The 16,630-nt window shown below is 62.3% G+C and carries 14 protein-coding genes; 8 read left to right on the forward strand and 6 right to left on the reverse strand.

The genetic code is table 11. The annotated features are described in order from the left end of the window. Window positions 1-1,191 (forward strand): DUF1501 domain-containing protein, encoded by a 1,191-nt coding sequence (locus CLU91_RS24535; protein WP_100876200.1) that lies wholly within the window; start codon window positions 1-3, stop codon window positions 1,189-1,191. A gap of 93 nt (window positions 1,192-1,284) precedes the next feature. Further along, complete coding sequence (locus tag CLU91_RS24540; protein WP_100876201.1) at window positions 1,285-2,385, forward strand: AI-2E family transporter; 1,101 nt, start codon at window positions 1,285-1,287, stop codon at window positions 2,383-2,385. 106 nt (window positions 2,386-2,491) lie between these two features. Here CLU91_RS24540 and CLU91_RS24545 read toward each other — a convergent pair whose 3' ends face one another. Beyond that, a complete protein-coding gene (locus tag CLU91_RS24545; RefSeq protein WP_010396348.1) occupies window positions 2,492-2,716 on the reverse strand; it encodes a hypothetical protein in 225 nt (74 codons plus the stop codon). A 141-nt stretch (window positions 2,717-2,857) separates the two neighbouring features. Between CLU91_RS24545 and CLU91_RS24550 the strand changes: the two genes are divergently transcribed. The 4 genes from CLU91_RS24550 to CLU91_RS28310 all read left to right on the forward strand — a co-directional run bounded on the left by CLU91_RS24550 (window position 2,858) and on the right by CLU91_RS28310 (window position 5,979). Beyond that, complete coding sequence (locus CLU91_RS24550; RefSeq protein WP_232730870.1) at window positions 2,858-3,616, forward strand: phosphatase PAP2 family protein; 759 nt, start codon at window positions 2,858-2,860, stop codon at window positions 3,614-3,616. Window positions 3,617-3,628: 12 nt separating this feature from the next. Continuing rightward, entirely contained in the window at window positions 3,629-4,537 is a 909-nt protein-coding gene (locus tag CLU91_RS24555) for a diacylglycerol/lipid kinase family protein (RefSeq protein ID WP_100876202.1), read from the forward strand. Between the two features lie 3 nt (window positions 4,538-4,540). After that, window positions 4,541-5,359: a metallophosphoesterase family protein gene (locus CLU91_RS24560; RefSeq protein ID WP_100876203.1), complete on the forward strand. Its 819-nt coding sequence runs from the start codon at window positions 4,541-4,543 to the stop codon at window positions 5,357-5,359. A gap of 110 nt (window positions 5,360-5,469) precedes the next feature. Then, entirely contained in the window at window positions 5,470-5,979 is a 510-nt protein-coding gene (locus tag CLU91_RS28310) for a hypothetical protein (RefSeq protein ID WP_198521400.1), read from the forward strand. Between the two features lie 17 nt (window positions 5,980-5,996). On the opposite strand, the gene cls is transcribed toward CLU91_RS28310, so the two are convergent. Then, entirely contained in the window at window positions 5,997-7,373 is a 1,377-nt protein-coding gene (gene cls / locus CLU91_RS24570) for a cardiolipin synthase (RefSeq protein WP_442906581.1), read from the reverse strand. 11 nt (window positions 7,374-7,384) lie between these two features. Beyond that, window positions 7,385-9,496, reverse strand: coding sequence for a site-specific recombinase (locus CLU91_RS24575; RefSeq protein ID WP_100876205.1), 2,112 nt, complete (start codon window positions 9,494-9,496; stop codon window positions 7,385-7,387). Window positions 9,497-9,813: 317 nt separating this feature from the next. Here CLU91_RS24575 and CLU91_RS24580 point away from each other — a divergent pair, with 317 nt between their 5' ends. Beyond that, window positions 9,814-10,923 (forward strand): porin, encoded by a 1,110-nt coding sequence (locus CLU91_RS24580; protein WP_100876206.1) that lies wholly within the window; start codon window positions 9,814-9,816, stop codon window positions 10,921-10,923. Here CLU91_RS24580 and CLU91_RS24585 read toward each other — a convergent pair. From CLU91_RS24585 to CLU91_RS24595, 3 genes are all read right to left on the reverse strand, one after another. Beyond that, window positions 10,911-11,489, reverse strand: a complete 579-nt coding sequence (locus CLU91_RS24585; protein WP_100876207.1) for a DUF3617 domain-containing protein — start codon at window positions 11,487-11,489, stop codon at window positions 10,911-10,913. The two genes, CLU91_RS24580 and CLU91_RS24585, sit on opposite strands and share 13 nt — an antisense overlap. A gap of 67 nt (window positions 11,490-11,556) precedes the next feature. Further along, window positions 11,557-13,104, reverse strand: a complete 1,548-nt coding sequence (locus CLU91_RS24590; protein WP_100876208.1) for a TerC family protein — start codon at window positions 13,102-13,104, stop codon at window positions 11,557-11,559. A gap of 82 nt (window positions 13,105-13,186) precedes the next feature. Further along, window positions 13,187-13,462 carry a hypothetical protein gene (locus CLU91_RS24595; RefSeq protein ID WP_100876209.1) on the reverse strand — a complete coding sequence of 92 codons (276 nt, stop codon included), beginning with the start codon at window positions 13,460-13,462 and terminating at the stop codon, window positions 13,187-13,189. Between the two features lie 301 nt (window positions 13,463-13,763). Here CLU91_RS24595 and CLU91_RS24600 point away from each other — a divergent pair, with 301 nt between their 5' ends. Further along, entirely contained in the window at window positions 13,764-16,610 is a 2,847-nt protein-coding gene (locus tag CLU91_RS24600) for a M16 family metallopeptidase (RefSeq protein ID WP_100876210.1), read from the forward strand. Window positions 16,611-16,630: the final 20 nt, after the last annotated feature.

Raw genomic sequence — 16,630 nt, forward strand, 5'->3', positions numbered from 1 at the left:
ATGAACCGTCGTGACCTGTTGAAAGCCCTGGCTGCCGGACCCTTGTTGTCGCATGCGGGCAGCTTGCTGGCCGCACCCGCCACGAATGCCCGGCTGTTGTTCGTGTTTTTGCGCGGCGGCTATGACGCGAACAACCTGCTGGTGCCGGTCGGCAGCGATTTTTACTATGCGGCGCGGCCGAATATCGCCATTGCGAAACCCGGTGCGGACAACGGCGCGCTGGCCCTGAATGCCGACTGGGCCTTGCACCCAGCGTTGCGCGAGACCATCTACCCCATGTTCAACGGCGGCGAGGCGGCCTTCATTCCGTTTGCGGGCACGACGGATTTGACGCGCAGCCATTTCGAGACGCAGGACAGCATTGAACTGGGGCAGGAGATCGGCGGGCGGCGCGACTTCCGCTCGGGTTTCCTGAACCGGCTGGCGCAAAGCCTCAATGCCAATCAGGGCAACCATGCCATTTCCTTCACCGACCAGCTGCCCCTGATTTTTCAAGGTGGCGTGCAAGTGCCGAACATGGCGCTGCGCACCGTGGGCAAGTCGGGCATCGATGCGCGTCAAAGCCAGGTTATCGCCGCCATGTACCGTGGCACGCCCTTGCAGCAACCGGTCAGCGCGGGCTTTGCCGTGCGCGACGATGTAACGAAGGAATTGACGGGCGAGATGCAGGCGGCCAACCGCAACGCCATCAGTACCCGCGGCTTTGAACTGGAAGCGCAGCGCATCGCCCGCTTGATGAAGGACAAATACAATATCGGTTTCGTCGACGTGGGCGGCTGGGATACCCACGTGGGGCAGGGCGGCGCCAACGGCTACCTGGCGGGGCGCTTCGATGAGCTGGGGCGTGGCCTGGCCGCGTTTTCGCAGGAAATGGGCAGCGCCTGGCGCCATACCGTGGTGGTGGTGGTCAGCGAATTTGGCCGCACCTTCCGCGAAAACGGCAACCGCGGCACGGACCACGGCCACGGCAGCGTGTTCTGGGTGCTGGGTGGCGGGATCAAAGGCAAGCAGGTGGCGGGCGAGCAGCTGGCGATTTCGCAGGCGACGCTGTTCCAGAACCGCGACATGCCCGTGCTGAATGAATACCGGGCCGTGCTGGGCGGCTTGCTGCGCCGCACCTTCGGCCTGACCCCGGCGCAGCTCGACCATGTGTTTGCCGGCGTGAAACCGGTGGAGCTGGGACTCGTGTAAATCGGAATGCCACCGTGTTACGCTATGCCTGCGCAACTGGCGCGTAGCTAAGCCTCCGTCACGCTTACCGGTGCGGGGCATGAATGGAGTGGTATGACCGATACCCAGCGCGACATCGTCAGCGCAGGCTTTTCCCTGGCCTTGATCGCCGTGACGGCCTTCGTCATGCAGCGTTTCTTTTTGCCGCTCGTGTGGGCCGGCATCCTGTGCGTGGCCACGTGGCCCCTGTACCTGCGCGTGCGCGCGGCGCTGGGTCAGCGACCCATCATCGCGGCGGCCGTGCTGACCCTGGCGTTCGCCTGCATCTTCATCATCCCCGTGCTGTCCGGCGTGGCGCAGGCGGCGCGCGAAGTGCCCGTGCTGGCCAATTTTATCGTCCATGCGAATACCGACGGCTTGCCCGTGCCGGACTGGGTAGCGCATATTCCGCTGGCCGGCAGCGCCATCGGCGACTGGTGGCTGGCCACCCTGAGCCAGCCCCATGGCCTCGGTCACTTCTTTGCGGGCAGTGCCGTCGGTGGTTTTCATTCCGCGCGCGACATCCTGAAAATCCTTGGCGCGGACGTGTTTCACCGCCTGGTCGACTTCGGCCTGGCCTTTTTATGCCTGTTTTTCTTTTACAAGGATGGCGAAGCGCTGACGCGCCAGATCACGGCCGTCGGCAGCCACTTCCTGCGCCCCGAACGCTGGGGCCGCTATGCGCAAAAAATCCCGACGGCCATCCGCGCGACCGTCAACGGCCTGGTGCTGGTGGGCCTGGCCGAAGGCGTGCTGATCGGCATCGCCTATGCGATTGCCGGCTTGCCGTCGCCGGCCCTGTGGGCGTTTGCCACGGGCATCCTGGCCATCATCCCGTTCGGCGCGCCGCTCGCTTACCTGAGTGCGGCCGCCTTGCTGGTCTTTCAGGGCAATGTGGGCGCCGCCATCGGCGTAGCCGCCTGGGGCACCGTGGTGCTGTTCGTGGCCGACCACTTCGTGCGTCCCGGCATGATCGGCAACGCCACCCGCTTGCCCTTCCTGGCCGTGCTGTTCGGCATTCTGGGCGGCGTGGAAACCCTGGGCCTCGTGGGCCTGTTCATCGGTCCCGTCGTGATGGTGCTGTTCGTGACCTTGTGGTACGAAGCGAATGTGTCTGACAAGGTGCTGCCAGTGCAAACACCTGCCAGCCCGGCCGCACCGGAGCGCGCACAGTAATGAGGGGTCGGTCAGCGTTGCCGCTGGCCGGTACTGAGGCGTTCCCGGCGTGGCCGGGCGAGCTGACTTTACAACAGGGTGCGAGCACCTTGTTTTAAAGTCATTCTTAATGCGCCTTGGATAGAATAAGCAACCAACGGCGCATCAGCAGCACTTCAACATAGCCCGGCTCGATGCCCGTACCGCACTCGATCAGGGGATTGACGGTGTAGTAGCGCTTGCGGAAGTCGCGGCAGACGAGGATTTCGCGCTTGCCCATGCGGACGAGGAAAGAGCTTGGGGCGTATTCCAGGCCGAACCGTGAGCCAAAACCGCTATTCAATGTTGCCATGACAATTCCTTTGAGGGAGATGTGTTGAACGAGTCATCAGAATAGCATAACTACTGTATGAAAACACAGCTACTGTATGAATAAACAGTATTTTTTTACTGGTGTGGTTTTTTTGATCATCACCGGGGACATGAAAGAGAGATGAGTTTGCAAGAGAAAAATGACATGCGCATGACCACGGGCTGGACCATGAAACTGCGCCGCTTCGTCGAGGCGCGCCTGTCGCCCGAAGGCGAGCTGGGCCTGCATATGACGGTGGGCGTGGCCCTGATGCTGGTGGCCATCGTGGTGTTCCACGAGATCGCCGAAGCGGTGATGGGCATGGCCCAGATCACGGTGATCGACCTGCAGGTGGCGCACTGGTTCAACCAGCATGCCGTGCCGTGGATCACCAGCTGCCTGCTGGTCATCACGCACATGCACGGCGTGATCGGCGCCATCACCCTGGCCCTCTTGCTGGGCTGGTATCTGCACCGCAAGGGCGCCGATTACTGGTTGTTTACCCTGGTCATCACCATGCCGGGCGTCATGTTTTTGAACCTGCTGTTAAAGTATATTTTTGTCCGCGCGCGGCCCAGCTTTGACGAGCCCATCCTGCAGACGGCCTTGAGCACGTACAGCTTTCCCAGTGGCCATACTGCCACCTCGACGGCCCTGTACGGCTTGCTGGCCGCCTACCTGATTTGCCAGACGGCGCCAGGCGCCTGGGGCAAACGCATCGCCATCGCGCTGGGCGCCTTCCTGATGGCGGCCCTCGTGGGTTTCAGCCGCATCTACCTGGGCGCGCATTACCTGAGCGACGTGCTGGCGGCCATGGCGGAAAGCTATGGCTGGCTGGCCATCTGCATCGCCGGCGTGTCGACCCTGCGCCGCCGCCGGCATATCCGGCAAACCAAATAAGGGGAAACGATCCTGAGCAAGATTGCAGTCATCATCAACGGGAGCGCCGGTTGCGGCTATGCGCCGGACTGGGCGCAGCAGCTCGAAGCGCAATTCGCCGCCGTGGGACTCGACGCCGCCATCACGCTGGCGCAAAGCGGCGCCGAGATGATCGCCACGGCGGAGCAAGCCTTGCGCGATGGCGCGCCCATCGTCGTGGCCGGTGGCGGCGACGGCACCATCAATGCCGTCGCGTCAGTCGTGGTCGGCAGCGGCACGCCGTTTGGCGTCTTGCCGCTGGGTACCTTGAACCATTTCGCCAAGGATTTGAGTATTCCTTTGGCGCTCGATGCGGCCATCGCCAACGTGGCGCAGGGCGTGTTGCACCAGGTCGACGTGGGTGAAGTCAATGGCCGCATCTTCCTGAACAATTCCAGCCTGGGCCTGTATCCCGATATCGTGCGCGACCGCGAAAAGCAGCAGCGCCGGCTGGGGCGGGGCAAGTGGCTGGCCTTCAGCTGGGCCCTGGTGGCCGCCTTGCGCCGCTACCCGTTTCTCAGCGTGCAATTGACACTCAACGACGCCGTGCATGCGCGCCGCACGCCGTTCGTCTTCATCGGCAATAATGAATACCTGATGGAAGGCTTGAATATCGGCGAGCGCGAGCGGCTCGATGGCGGCCAGCTGAGCTTGTATGTGGCGCAGCGTCCGGGCCGCCTGGGCTTGCTGAAGCTGGCCCTCCACGCGCTGTTCGGCAAACTGTCGCAAGCCAAGGATTTCGATATGCTGACGGTCAATGAGCTGGACATTGCCACGAAACACCGCCGCCTGCGCGTGGCCACCGATGGCGAAGTGACCATCATGAATACGCCGCTGCGCTACCGCATCCGTCCCGCCGCGCTGGATGTGATCGTGCCCGCGCCGGCGCCAGCCCAGGATTAGGCCATGCGTACCCTCGTGCATTTATCCGATTTGCATTTTGGCAAGGTCGATGCGGCCCTGCTGGCGCCTTTGCGTGCGCTGGTCGAGCGCCTGGAGCCGGACGTGGTCGTGGTCTCGGGCGATTTGACGCAGCGCGCCCGCAGCGTTCAATTCCGGCAGGCACGGGCTTTTCTCGACAGCTTGCCGGGGCCGCAGATCGTGGTGCCGGGCAACCACGACGTGCCACTGTACAACGTCGTTTCCCGCTTTTTGACGCCGCTGGTGAAATACCGGCGCCATGTCACGGACGATTTGTCGCCCGAATACGTGGACGAGGAAATCGCTGTGCTGGGCATCAACACGGCCCGTTCCCTGACGTTCAAGGATGGCCGCATCAGCCACGAGCAGATCGATTTTCTGCGTGAACGCCTGGGCCGTTTGCCGCCCGGCTTGACGCGCATCATCGTCACGCATCATCCCTTCGACTTGCCGGAAAACTTCGACAAGGATGACCTGGTCGACCGCGCGCCGCAGGCGCTGCAAATGTTTTCCGAGTGCGGCGTCGATCTGCTGCTGGCGGGGCATTTGCATGCTAGCGTGGCGGGCAACACGGCCGAGCGCTACAAGATCGCCGGCTACGCGGCCCTGATGGTGCAGGCGGGAACGGCCACGTCCACGCGGGGCAGGGGCGAGTCGAATTCCTTCAACGTGCTGCGCGTGGAAAACAGTTGCATTCGCGTCGAGCGCTACAGCTGGAATGAAGGCAGCGCCGCCTTTGAAAAAGTCAGCACGGAAGCGTTTGAACGCCAGGGCGGCGTGTGGGCCAGCTTGCGGCCTTTATGATGAGGCTATAGTCGGAAAGGCGAATTGCCGGGTATTTTCTGACTTGATCTGCAATTTGTAAATAAGATGGTGGATTACAATTGAGGCAATATATTCAATTGGAGAAATATATGTTAACCAATGTAACAACCATTCCCGTCGCTTCCCTCTCAGCGCGAGCGGGCGACGTGGCGACTCGTCCTGAGAACAAGTCCTTTGCCGAGGTATTCGCGGCGGTGACAGAATTGGCGGCAACGACGGTAGCTGGCAAGCAAGGTGTTCCTGCTGATGCAGGAGTTGCTGGCAATTACCGCAACAAGCTGCTTGATAGCGCGAGGGCAGATCCGGCGGAAGCGGAGAAACTGCTCGCCTTCAATACCGCACCCGATAGCGGCGCCTTTCCCCTGATCGACATTTCGAATTGGCCGACGGTGCGCTATTCTGTTTCTGGCGAACTGCAGACACCGGAGTCCGAAGCCTATTTCGCTGGCGTCGCCACATCCGCATCGAAGGCGCGCCTCGACCTGCTGCAACAGGAGCGGGCAAAAGGCACGCCGCCGGCGGAAATACTGGACAAGGTATTGGCCTTGAACAGCGCCTTGCCTCCGCGATATAAAGCCATGGCGAATATCGGGTATTGAGCTGCGGCGGGCGGCCGCTACAGCCAGTAGTTCATGAAGCGCGCCGCCCACTCCTTCATGCGGTCCGAAATGGGCCGCGTTTCCCATTTTGCTTTGGTGATTTCTTCCGAATCGCGCAAGTCTTCCTGGAAGGCGTTTTCCATTTCCCGGCCGAAGCTGTCGCCCAGCACGATCACGTTCAGTTCGCTGTTGTGTAAAAAGCTGCGCATGTCGATGTTGGTCGAACCCACGGTCGACCAGGCGCCGTCGATGACGGCCGTCTTGGCGTGCAGCACGGCCAGTTTCAAATGAAAAATGCGGATGCCGCCGGCCAGCAATTGATCGTACAGCGCGTGTCCCGCATGGAACACCAGGCCGCTGTCGGACACGCCGGGCAGCACCACGGTGACGTCCACGCCCCGTTTCGCGGCCGCCACCAGTGCGTCGACCGTCTGCTGGTCGGGCACGAAATAGGCGGACGTGATGTGGATGGATTTCTTGGCTTCCTGGATGGCTAAAATATATGCCTTGTAGATTTCAAAGCCGCCGTCCGGCTCGCTGGCCACCACGCGCACCAGCTTGTCGCCCACTTCGGACAGCACGGGGAAATAATTGGCATCCGGCAAGTCGGCCTGGTCCTGCTGGGCCCAGGTGCGGATGAATAGCCATTGGAAGGCGGCCACGGCCGGGCCTTCCACTTTCACATGGGTATCGCGCCAACCCACGTCCTTTTTATCGGTGGCTTTCGATTTCGAGCGGAACAGCGAGCTTTTCGCATAGGTATCGCTGATGTTGATGCCGCCCGTAAACGCCATCTTGCCATCGACGATCAGCACCTTGCGGTGGTCGCGGTTGTTGATTTTCCAGTCGTCGCCCTTGAGCTTGGCCGGATTGACGGGGTTGAACGCCACCAGGCGCACGCCGGCCGCGCGCATGCGCTCGAAAAACGCCTGTGGCACGCCGATCGTGCCCACGCTGTCGTAGATGACGTTGACCGTCACGCCCGCTTGCTGCTTTTCGATGAGCATGTCGGCAAATTTCAGGCCCAGCGGGTCCTGGTCGAAGATATACGTTTCCAGGTTGATGCTGGTCTTCGCCTCGCTGATGGCCCGGAACATGGCGGCCATCGTTTGCGGGCCGTCAAACAGCAGGGTTACCTTGTTGCCCTTGATCAAAGGCACGCCCGTGGCCGCCTCTTCCAGCGCGGCCTGGGTTTTCAAGTCCATGCCGGACCTGGCCCAGCGCTTGTTGAGCAGGGCGGCACGGCTGTTGACGTTCAGCAAGGCTCCCTTGCCCGTGATCACATTGGGTCTGGCCACGGGCTCCAGGGTGGTGTTGAGGTTCTTGACATCGGGCAGCGAGGCGCATGCAGCCAGGGTCCAGCACAGCAGTAGGGCGGTGAGACAGGGTTGCATGCGCCTGGTGGTCATTTTTGAGCCTTGGTCGTCAGTGACAGGTTTACCGAATCATCGGCCAGTGCCAGTGGTGGCGGGTTTTTCGAACCGAAGAAGAAGACGATGGGCGAGCGCAGGAAGCGCTTGCCCAGAATCTTCAACAATTGCATGCCGTGCTTGAAGCGCACCTGGCGCGAACGCAGCGCTACCCACAGGGCCAGGCCGAAGCTGACCAGCAGGTTGGCCGTGCCGATGGCGAAGATGCCCGACAGCGACTTGACGGCCAGTTGCCAGCTCATATTGTGATCGAGTCCCACCAGCGCCGTCGCAAAGTTGGCGGCCGAGAAGGTAATGTGGCGGATATCGATGGGCAAGCCGATCAGGAAACCCAGGGTGCCGATGGAGCCCAGCAGGATGCCGAAATAGAAATTACCCATCAGGCCGCCCAGGTTGTTTTCCAGATACAGGCCCAGCCGCTGCAAGCGCTCCTGGCCGATGACGCGGCCCAGGCCGCGCAATTGCGCGATGCGCTGCGCCCAGCGCGTGTACAGCGCCTGGTTGTCATAGTAGCCGGAAATCAGGCCAGCGACGAACAGGCACACGCCGGCAATCATCGCGTAGAAGATGGCGGGGCTGCCGATGGGGTCTATATCGTGCAGCAAGTGCATGGCTTTTTCCGGCGACACCAGATGGTGGCCCGTGATCGCCTTGTAGCCGAGCGCGATCAGCCAGGCCGTGGGGATGGCGGTGGCCAGGTTGCCCAGCACGGCCATGTTTTGCGTGCGGAAGACCTTGTTGATCAGTTCCGCCATGCTGTCGAGGTCGATATTCCGTCCATCCTTGCTGTGCAGGCCGGCGGCGATGCGCGAGGCCGTCATGGCCGGCTGCTTGGTGGCCACCGTGAAGTGCAGCAAGTGGATGAACATGAAGCCGATCGAGTAATTCATGCTGAACATGAACGCTTCGACCAGCGGCGCCGAGCGCAGGTAGGACATCAAGATCTTGAACAGGGCCATGAAGCCGATGATCACGCCCGCGCCCGCGGACGAGAGGAACATGGCGCCCATCTCGCGGCGGTTTTCCGCGATGTAGTGCTCGCCCGTGCGGCTGGCGTTTTCCGTCACATTGCGCGCCAGCAAGTTGATATTGTCGGAGAACAGGTCGCTGACCTTGTACTTGTGGTTGTGCGCGCGTATCAGTTCCAGCGCCAGCCCCACGGCGCCCGCGCGGCGGCGGCTGACCGGTTGCGGGTGCAGCAAGTCTTGCGTGGCGTCGACCGTGATGGCGGCGATGTCCACGTTGTTTGAAGCGGGCAGCTCGCCGCTCGTGTCGACGAGGAACAGCAGCTTGCGCAGGCGGTCGATGCTTTGCGCCAAGGCCACCAATAAATACGTGAGGGGAATGCTGGTGCCCTGGTACAGCGCCTTCTTGCGGATCTTGGCGATGACGGCATCGCACTGGTCCAGCATCACCAGCAGGTGGCGCGCATCCTCGATGTGCTCGATATTGCCGTGCAGCAGATTCGTGTAGGCGTCCAGGTAGGCATTGACTTCCGTGTTCTGCACCATGAAGGGCGACTGGAACACTTCAATTTCATTGTGGAAACGCGTCAGCTCCGGTTCCAGGCCCATGGCGCAGACGCGGTAGGACAGGGTACGGATGGCGTCGAGCATGCCGGGCAGCATGATGTTGCCATCGCCGACGGCCAGTTCGATGTCGTCGCTGGTGAGCACGTCGAACAGTTCCAGCCAGTCCGTGGCGGGCACGTTGCTGATCCACAAATAATCGGTTTTCAGGTACAGCACCTGGTCGAGCGCGTCGTTCAGGTATTCGTCGCCCAAGGCGGGCGGCAGCATGCGGTAGGCGATGCGGCGTTTCAATTCGGTGAAAAAACCGCTGTTCGACAGCACGCCGATGTCTGTGTACAGGCTGGCGTGGCGGCGCGCGGCCAGCACGCGCAGCACGTATTCGTGCAGGGCGCGCGCTTGCGCGGGGTTACCTTTGAGAAGCTGGCGCAGGGTGCGCACGTTGGCGATCGCGGTAGCGCTGTCGTGCGGGCGCTTGGGACGCAGTGAGTTGAATAATGCCACCAGCAAGTCGATATTGCTGGAGTTGGGGTCTATGCGTTCGAGGATGGCTAGCATGCAAAAAAACGGGCGAGCCGCTGTCGGTAAAACCAGTAGTGTACCGCCTGCGTCAAATCGCGCAACGTTCGCCACCGAACACTGCTTTGCGGCAGAGCCTGCTTTTAACGCCATTTTGCCGCAGATTGCCACAATCATGGTCAAACTTGCGTGTTGTCAGTGTGCGACGTGTTTCCTGGGACTAAGCTGAAGTTTCTGTTGTACAACGCACGGATGGCTGGACAAAAAGCGGGGATAAGGTAACACTGGGATGTGACACACAGCGCATGTCCTGATCAATACCGGGAAGTTTCACCCACGTCACCGAGATATTTATCATGAAAACCTCGTATTTTGCGCTTGCTGTGATAGGGATGGGGCCATTCGCGCTGGGCGCAACGGCCCAGGCCGCCGATGGCGCGGGCAGTGCCGCATCGGGTAACGTTGCCGTGTACGGCGTGCTCGACGCGGGCATCGTTGCCGAACGGGGCTGCGCTGCCAATTGCGCCGGCAGCAAGGTGTCCGGCGGCGTCGCGTCCGGCTCGCGCCTGGGGTTGCAGGGCCGCGAAGCGCTGGGCAATGACGTGTCTGCCATATTTACCCTGGAAGCGGGTGTGCAGAACGACACGGGCCAGTCGGAAGACGGCCGGCTGTTCGGCCGCCAGGCCTATGTTGGCCTAGACAGCCGCCTGGGCGCGCTGACCCTGGGGCGCCAGTACAACCTGCAATACCTGGCGCTCACCGATGTGGCCGACCCGTTCAAGGGCGGCATGGCCGGCAGCGCCGGCAACCTGGCCGGCTACAGCGTGAAACGCTACGACAATACCGTCAAATACGTGTCACCGGCCTTGCGCGGCGTGTCGGCCAGCGCCATCTACAGCTTTGGCGAGTCGCCGTACAGCAGCGCCAACAACCGCGCGTATGGCGCCACGCTCGGCTATTCGGCCGGCGCCGTGAATGTCAGCGTGTCGCACCAGCGCAAGAACAACTTCATCCTCGCTTCCGGCACCTTGCCCGCCATCGATATGTCGGCCCGCAACACCCTGATCGCGGCCAATATCGACCTGAAAGTGGCCACCGCCTTTGCCGCCGTGGGCGTGAACAAGGGCTATGGCAGTTCGCCGTGGGACCCGAACAACGCCTACAGTTCGCTGGCCCTGTCGATGTCGTCGTCGGACAGCCGCGACACCTTGCTGGGCGTGTCCGTGCCCGTGGGCGGCTTCAAGCTGCTGGCGTCGTGGGTGCGCAAGGATGACCGCGACCTGGCCAACCGCGACGCCAGCCAGCTGGCCGTCGGCCTCACGTATTCGCTGTCAAAGCGCAGCGATTTCTACGCGTCCTACGCGAAGATCCACAACAAGAATGGCGCCCGCTACACGGTGGGCAACGCCAGCGATGCGGGCCGCGGCGACGCCGCTTTTAATATGGGCTTTCGTCACGGCTTTTGAGCGGCAGCGGTGGATGGCGCAGGGCACGTTGCCCCCAGCCACTTGCCGTTGCTCGTCACATTCACCTGTTCCGGCGTGCCGCGCGCGCTGGTCGTCACGGCCAGCTGCATGCTGAATGCCTGCTCGCCCGTGAACATCACCTTGCCTTCGCCGCTCGATTTCGGGTTGGCGCAGGTGAACGACACGTGCATGCCGCCCGCGATATCCGTGTTTTTCGATTTGCAGTCGCCGGGCTGGCCCGTGGGAATCTGCCTGCGCGCGGCCATGTCGGGCGTCACGCAGGCCGTCACGCGCACGGCGCCGTCGGCGCCCACGGTGGGCATGGCCATGCCGCGGCTGGCCGCCATGCTTTCCAGCTGCTTGCGTTGATCGGGAGGAAGGTTGCCCAGCTGCTGCAGCACCATGGACATGGCGTTGTCGGTGGCGGCGTCGGGCGACGCCATCTTGCTGTCGACTTGCCACAGGCCCGGCTTGATGCTGGCGGCCTGCGAGGCGGCCTGGGCACTGGCCTGGGCGCCCAAGGCGGCGCAAGCCAGCAGGGTCAGGCGTAGCAAAGAGTGTTTCATGTTGGCGTCTCCAGAAAAGGCAGACCCCAGCATACGGCATGGCAAGCGGGGCACGCTTGCCATTGTGTTACAAACTGTGATCGGGCTCGATGCGGCGCACGTCCACGCTGGCGATGCGGCGCTCGTCGGCCTCGAGGATTTCATAGCGCAGATCATCGAGTTCCAGCACTTCGCCCACGGCCGGCATGTTTTCGAAGTGCGCCAGCAGGAAGCCGGCCAGCGAGTTGTACTCGCCGTCTTCGCTGACCAGGGTTTCCTTCTCGAACACTTGCTCCAGGTAATGCAGGTCGGTCGCGCCATCGATGCGCCAGTGGCCGGGGCCCAGCACTTCCACGTCGGGTAGCTCGTCCTCGTCGGGGAATTCGCCGGCGATGGCTTCGAGGATGTCGATCGGCGTGAGCACGCCTTGCACGGTGCCGAACTCGTCGACCACCAGCACCAGCTGGCCGCGCGAGCGTTTTAACGTTTCCATGGCTTTCAGCACCCCGGCCGCTTCCGGCACGACGACGGCTTCGCGCATGCTGGCCGGGTCGATCTTGCCGCGCGAGACGAGGTCCTCGATGAGGTCTTTGCTGCGCGCGATGCCAACCACGTTGTCGAGGTCATCATTGCAGACAGGAATCATGCTGTGCGGCGTTTCGCGCAGCAGTTGCAGCATCTTGTCGCTGCTGTCGTTCAGGTTGACCCACGACACATCGCCGCGCGGCGTCATGACGGAGCGGATCGAGCGCTCGGCCAGGGTCAGCACGCCGCTGACCATGTTGCGCTCTTCCACGCCGAAGGCGGAGACGTCAGGCGTTTCCTTGACTTCATGTTCTTCCACGGCTTCGCGGCCCTTGCGTCCGCCCAGCAGGCTCAGGACGGCTTGCGCCGTGCGGTCGCGCAGCGGCGCGGTCGATTGCAGCTTGAGGAAGTTGCGGCGCGCCAGCTGATTGAAGAACTCGATGACGATGGAAAAGCCGATGGCCGCGTACAGATAGCCCTTCGGAATGTGGAAGCCCAGGCCTTCGGCCACCAGGGAGAGGCCGATCATCAGCAGGAAGCTCAGGCACAGCACCACGACGGTGGGGTGGGCGTTGACGAAGCGCGTCAGCACTTTCGAGGCGAGCATCATGACGACGATGGAAATGACGACGGCCGCCATCATCACGTACAGGTTTTCCACCATGCCGACGGCCGTGATGACGGCGTCGAGCGAGAAGACGGCGTCGAGCACGACGATCTGCGCTACCACCAGGCCGAAGCCGGCGTAGACTTTCGGGCCCGTCTGGGCATGCGTGACGCCTTCGAGGCGCTCATGCAGCTCGGTGGTGGCCTTGAACAGCAGGAACAGGCCGCCGACGAGCAGGATCAGGTCGCGCCCCGAGAACGAGAATTGCCAGACAAAAAACAGCGGTGTGGTCAATGTCACCAGCCACGAAATCAGCGAAAGCAGGCCCAGACGCATGACGAGGGCCAGGGTCAGGCCCAGCACGCGCGCCTTGTCGCGCTGGTGCGGCGGCAGTTTCTCGGCCAGGATGGCGATGAAAATCAGGTTGTCGATACCCAGTACGATTTCCAGTACGACCAGCGTCAGCAGGCCGACCCAGATTGTCGGGTCAAATAACCATTCCATGTGTGTAACCTTGTAAAGTCGATCAGTGTAAAGCGTGCCCGGCGGCTAAAGCCCCGGGCGCGTGGGTGCTGCATGCATGTGTTCAGAGGCGGACGCGCGGCGGCCGGGTGGCCAGCCGCACGTCCGCTTCGGCAAGTGCGCCCGGTCCCGCTTGCCAAATGATGGCGTAAAACGGTACGGCCTGGCGCGAGGTCGGGTACAGCGTGATGGGGTCGTTGTCGCATTCGTCGGCGTCGCAATTGTCGCCGGGCAAGCCTGCATGGGCGCTGGGGTCGAGGCAATCGGCGACGAAGGCAGGCGCAGCGGTAGTGCCGGCCGCGATTGCATGCTGGAATGGGGAAGGGCTGGCGTAAGCCATGCTGGCGAACGCCTGGGGCAAAGCGATGAAAACAAAAAGGCAGAGCAGGACGAGAGCTCGTCTCATATACAGGCAGATAGTTCTGGAACCGCGAGTATAACACGGGCATATAACAGCTTGATGACGGGGACTTGCGTAACTGATAAGTATGCCGTAAATTGTGAGAGCAATGATTTCCCTGGGCAGCGAAGACGCAGCGCGGGTCCGTGGCAATTCTTGCGTTTGTATCGTATTGCGTTTGCGCATCTTTCGTTTGCGCAGCTTTCGCATCTTTATATCGTAGTGTTACCGGGACTCTGACTTGAAACCAATTACCGCACTCCTGCTTGCCGCCGGCATCCTCTCGCCGTCGTTCATCCTGGCCGCCACCCCGGTGGAAGCCGCACCGACCCAGAAAGCCGGCAAGGCCGCAGCCAACCGCGGCGCCGCCGTCAAAGTCACGTCCGTCGAAGGCATCACTGAATACCGGCTGGCCAACGGCTTGCGCGTGCTGTTGTTCCCCGATGCCAGCAAGCCGACCCTGACCACCAACATCGTCTACCTGGTCGGTTCGCGCCATGAAAACTATGGCGAAACGGGCATGGCCCACTTGCTGGAACACTTGCTGTTCAAGCCCAGCGCCAACTTTGGCATCAAGAAGGGCAGCAAGACCCCCGTCGAGATCCTGAACTCGACGGGCGCGCAGTTCAACGGCACCACCTGGTATGACCGCACCAATTACTACGCGACCTTCCCCGCCAACGACGACAACCTGCGCCAGATGCTGGCCATGGAAGCGGACCGCATGGTCAACGCGGCCATCGACCAGAACGACCTGTGGAACCCGAAGACGCAAAAAGGTGAAATGACCGTCGTGCGCAACGAGTTCGAAATGGGCGAGAGCGATCCGATCGGCGTGACGAGCGAACGCATCCAGGCCATTGCCTACGATTGGCACAACTATGGCAAGTCGACCATCGGCGCCCGTTCCGACATCGAGCAGGTGAACATTCCCCGCTTGCGCGCGTTTTATCATAAATATTATCAGCCAGATAACGCTGTACTGATGGTGGCAGGCCGCTTCGATGAAGCCAAGGTCTTGCAACAGATCAATGACCTGTTTGGCAAGATCCCGAAACCCACGCGCGTGATCGAACCGACCTACACGGCCGAGCCCGTGCAAGATGGCGAGCGCGCCGTGACGGTGCGCCGCAGCGGCGGCACGCAATTCGTCGGCGCCGGCTACCACGTGGCGCCATCCGGCAACCCGGACGCCGTCGCCATCGAGGTGCTCGGCCACGTGCTGACGGACGCCCCGGCTGGCCGCCTGCACAAGGCGCTGGTGGAAACCAAGCTGGCCAGCAAGATTGAATACAACTCGGTAAGCAACCTGGAGCCGGGCTACAACCTGTTCGGCGCGCTGGTGCCCGTCGATGGCAACCTCGATGCGGCGCAAGCGGCCATGCTGAAAGTGCTGGAAGAGCTGAAATCGCAGCCCATCACGGACGCGGAAGTGGCGCGCGTGAAGCAGCAATTGAACAAACAGATCGAACTGGCCACCTCGAACACGGCGCGCCTGACGATTGCCCTGACGGAATCGCTGGCGGCCGGCGACTGGCGCCTGTTCTTCCTGCAACGCGACCAGCTCGACAAGCTGACGACGGCGCAGGTGCAGGCGGCCGCCGAGAAATACCTGAAGAGCTCGAACCGCACCTTGGGCCGTTTCATCCCCACCGATGCGCCGGACCGCACCGTCGTGCCGGCCTACGCCGACGTGGCGCCGCAACTGGCCGGCTACACGGGCCGCGCCGTCGTGGCGCAGGGCGAAGCGTTCGACCCGAGCCCCGAGAATATCGAAGCGCGCACCCAGCGCTTCACCTTGCCGAACGGCTTGAAGGGCGCCTTGCTGCCGAAGAAAACCAAGGGCAGCACCGTCAGCGTCGTGCTGAAATTGCAGATCGGCAGCGAAGAGAGCTTGCGCGGCAAGGGACAAGTGGGCAGCTACACGGCCAATCTGTTGTCGCGCGGCACGGATAAACTGTCGCGCCAGGAAGTGAAGGACAAGTTCGACCAGCTGGGCACGCAAGTGGCCATCACGGGCGGCGCCGAGGGCGTGACCGCCATGCTGATGGGCAAGCGCGAGAACTTGCCGGCCGCCATGGACCTGCTGGCGCAAGTGTTGCAAAAGCCGGCCCTGAACGCAACGGAATTCCTGGAATTGCAGCGCGAAAGAGTGGGCCGTGCCGAGCAGGAATTGCCTGAACCGCAGCCGCTGGCCGTGAACGCCTTCCGTCGCCTGCTCGACGCCACGCCGGAAGGCCATGTGCGCCACGTGGCCACCCTGCCGGCCGAGCTGGCACAATGGAAAGCCATCACGGTGAGCGATGTGAAAGCCTTCCACGGCGCCTACTATGGCGCGTCGAACGCCACCTTTGCTGCCGTAGGCGACTTCGACCCGGCCGCGCTGAAGGCGCAAGTGGCCAGCCTGTACGGCAGCTGGAAGGCGCCGCAGCCGTATGTGCGCATTCCCGACGCCGTCAAGCCCGTCAGCGGCGAGAAAGTCACGCTGGAAACGCCGGACAAGGCGAATAGCGTGCTGTTCGCCATCCAGCCGATTCCCCTCAAGGATGACGCCGCCAGCTATCCGGCCTTGCTGATGGCCAATCACATGCTCGGTGGCGGCGCCTTGCGCAGCCGCCTGGCCGACCGCATCCGCCAGAAGGAAGGCCTGTCGTACGGCGTGGGTTCGCAAGTGAGCATCCCGTCGCGCGAGCCGGCCGGCTACTGGATGGCCTACGCCATCAGCGCGCCGCAAAACACGGTCAAGGTGGAAGCGGCACTGCGCGAGGAAATCGCCAAGGTGCTGGCCGACGGCTTCACGGAAGCGGAACTGGCCGAGGCGAAGAAGGGCTGGCTGCAATCCCAGGAAGTGGGCCGCACGCAGGACAGCGGCCTGGCGCGCGAACTGGCCGGCTACCTTGCCGAAGACCGCACCATGGCTTACGACAAGGATCTGGAAACGAAAGTGGCCGCCTTGACCCTGGCGCAAGTGAACCAGGGCTTGCGCGATTACCTGAAGCCATCGGCCGTGTCGGTCGTGACGGCGGGCGATTTTGCCAAGGTGGCGAAAGAGGGTGAGAGCGGCGCCAAGGCAACGACGTCGAAGTAAGCTGTTTTCAATGGAAAAAA

This window comes from Janthinobacterium sp. 64 (genome assembly GCF_002813325.1).
Taxonomy (GTDB): Bacteria; Pseudomonadota; Gammaproteobacteria; order Burkholderiales; family Burkholderiaceae_D; genus Janthinobacterium.

Excerpts from the sequence above, each read along its gene's own strand:
- CLU91_RS24560 (WP_100876203.1), top strand. The coding sequence starts at position 4,541 with ATGCGTACCCTCGTGCATTTATCCGATTTGCATTTTGGCAAGGTCGAT.
- CLU91_RS28310 (WP_198521400.1), top strand. The coding sequence starts at position 5,470 with ATGTTAACCAATGTAACAACCATTCCCGTCGCTTCCCTCTCAGCGCGA.
- cls (WP_442906581.1), bottom strand. The coding sequence starts at position 7,373 with ATGCAACCCTGTCTCACCGCCCTACTGCTGTGCTGGACCCTGGCTGCA.
- CLU91_RS24595 (WP_100876209.1), bottom strand. The coding sequence starts at position 13,462 with ATGGCTTACGCCAGCCCTTCCCCATTCCAGCATGCAATCGCGGCCGGC.
- CLU91_RS24545 (WP_010396348.1), bottom strand. The coding sequence starts at position 2,716 with ATGGCAACATTGAATAGCGGTTTTGGCTCACGGTTCGGCCTGGAATAC.
- CLU91_RS24540 (WP_100876201.1), top strand. The coding sequence starts at position 1,285 with ATGACCGATACCCAGCGCGACATCGTCAGCGCAGGCTTTTCCCTGGCC.
- CLU91_RS24535 (WP_100876200.1), top strand. The coding sequence starts at position 1 with ATGAACCGTCGTGACCTGTTGAAAGCCCTGGCTGCCGGACCCTTGTTG.
- CLU91_RS24590 (WP_100876208.1), bottom strand. The coding sequence starts at position 13,104 with ATGGAATGGTTATTTGACCCGACAATCTGGGTCGGCCTGCTGACGCTG.
- CLU91_RS24550 (WP_232730870.1), top strand. The coding sequence starts at position 2,858 with ATGAGTTTGCAAGAGAAAAATGACATGCGCATGACCACGGGCTGGACC.
- CLU91_RS24575 (WP_100876205.1), bottom strand. The coding sequence starts at position 9,496 with ATGCTAGCCATCCTCGAACGCATAGACCCCAACTCCAGCAATATCGAC.
- CLU91_RS24585 (WP_100876207.1), bottom strand. The coding sequence starts at position 11,489 with ATGAAACACTCTTTGCTACGCCTGACCCTGCTGGCTTGCGCCGCCTTG.
- CLU91_RS24580 (WP_100876206.1), top strand. The coding sequence starts at position 9,814 with ATGAAAACCTCGTATTTTGCGCTTGCTGTGATAGGGATGGGGCCATTC.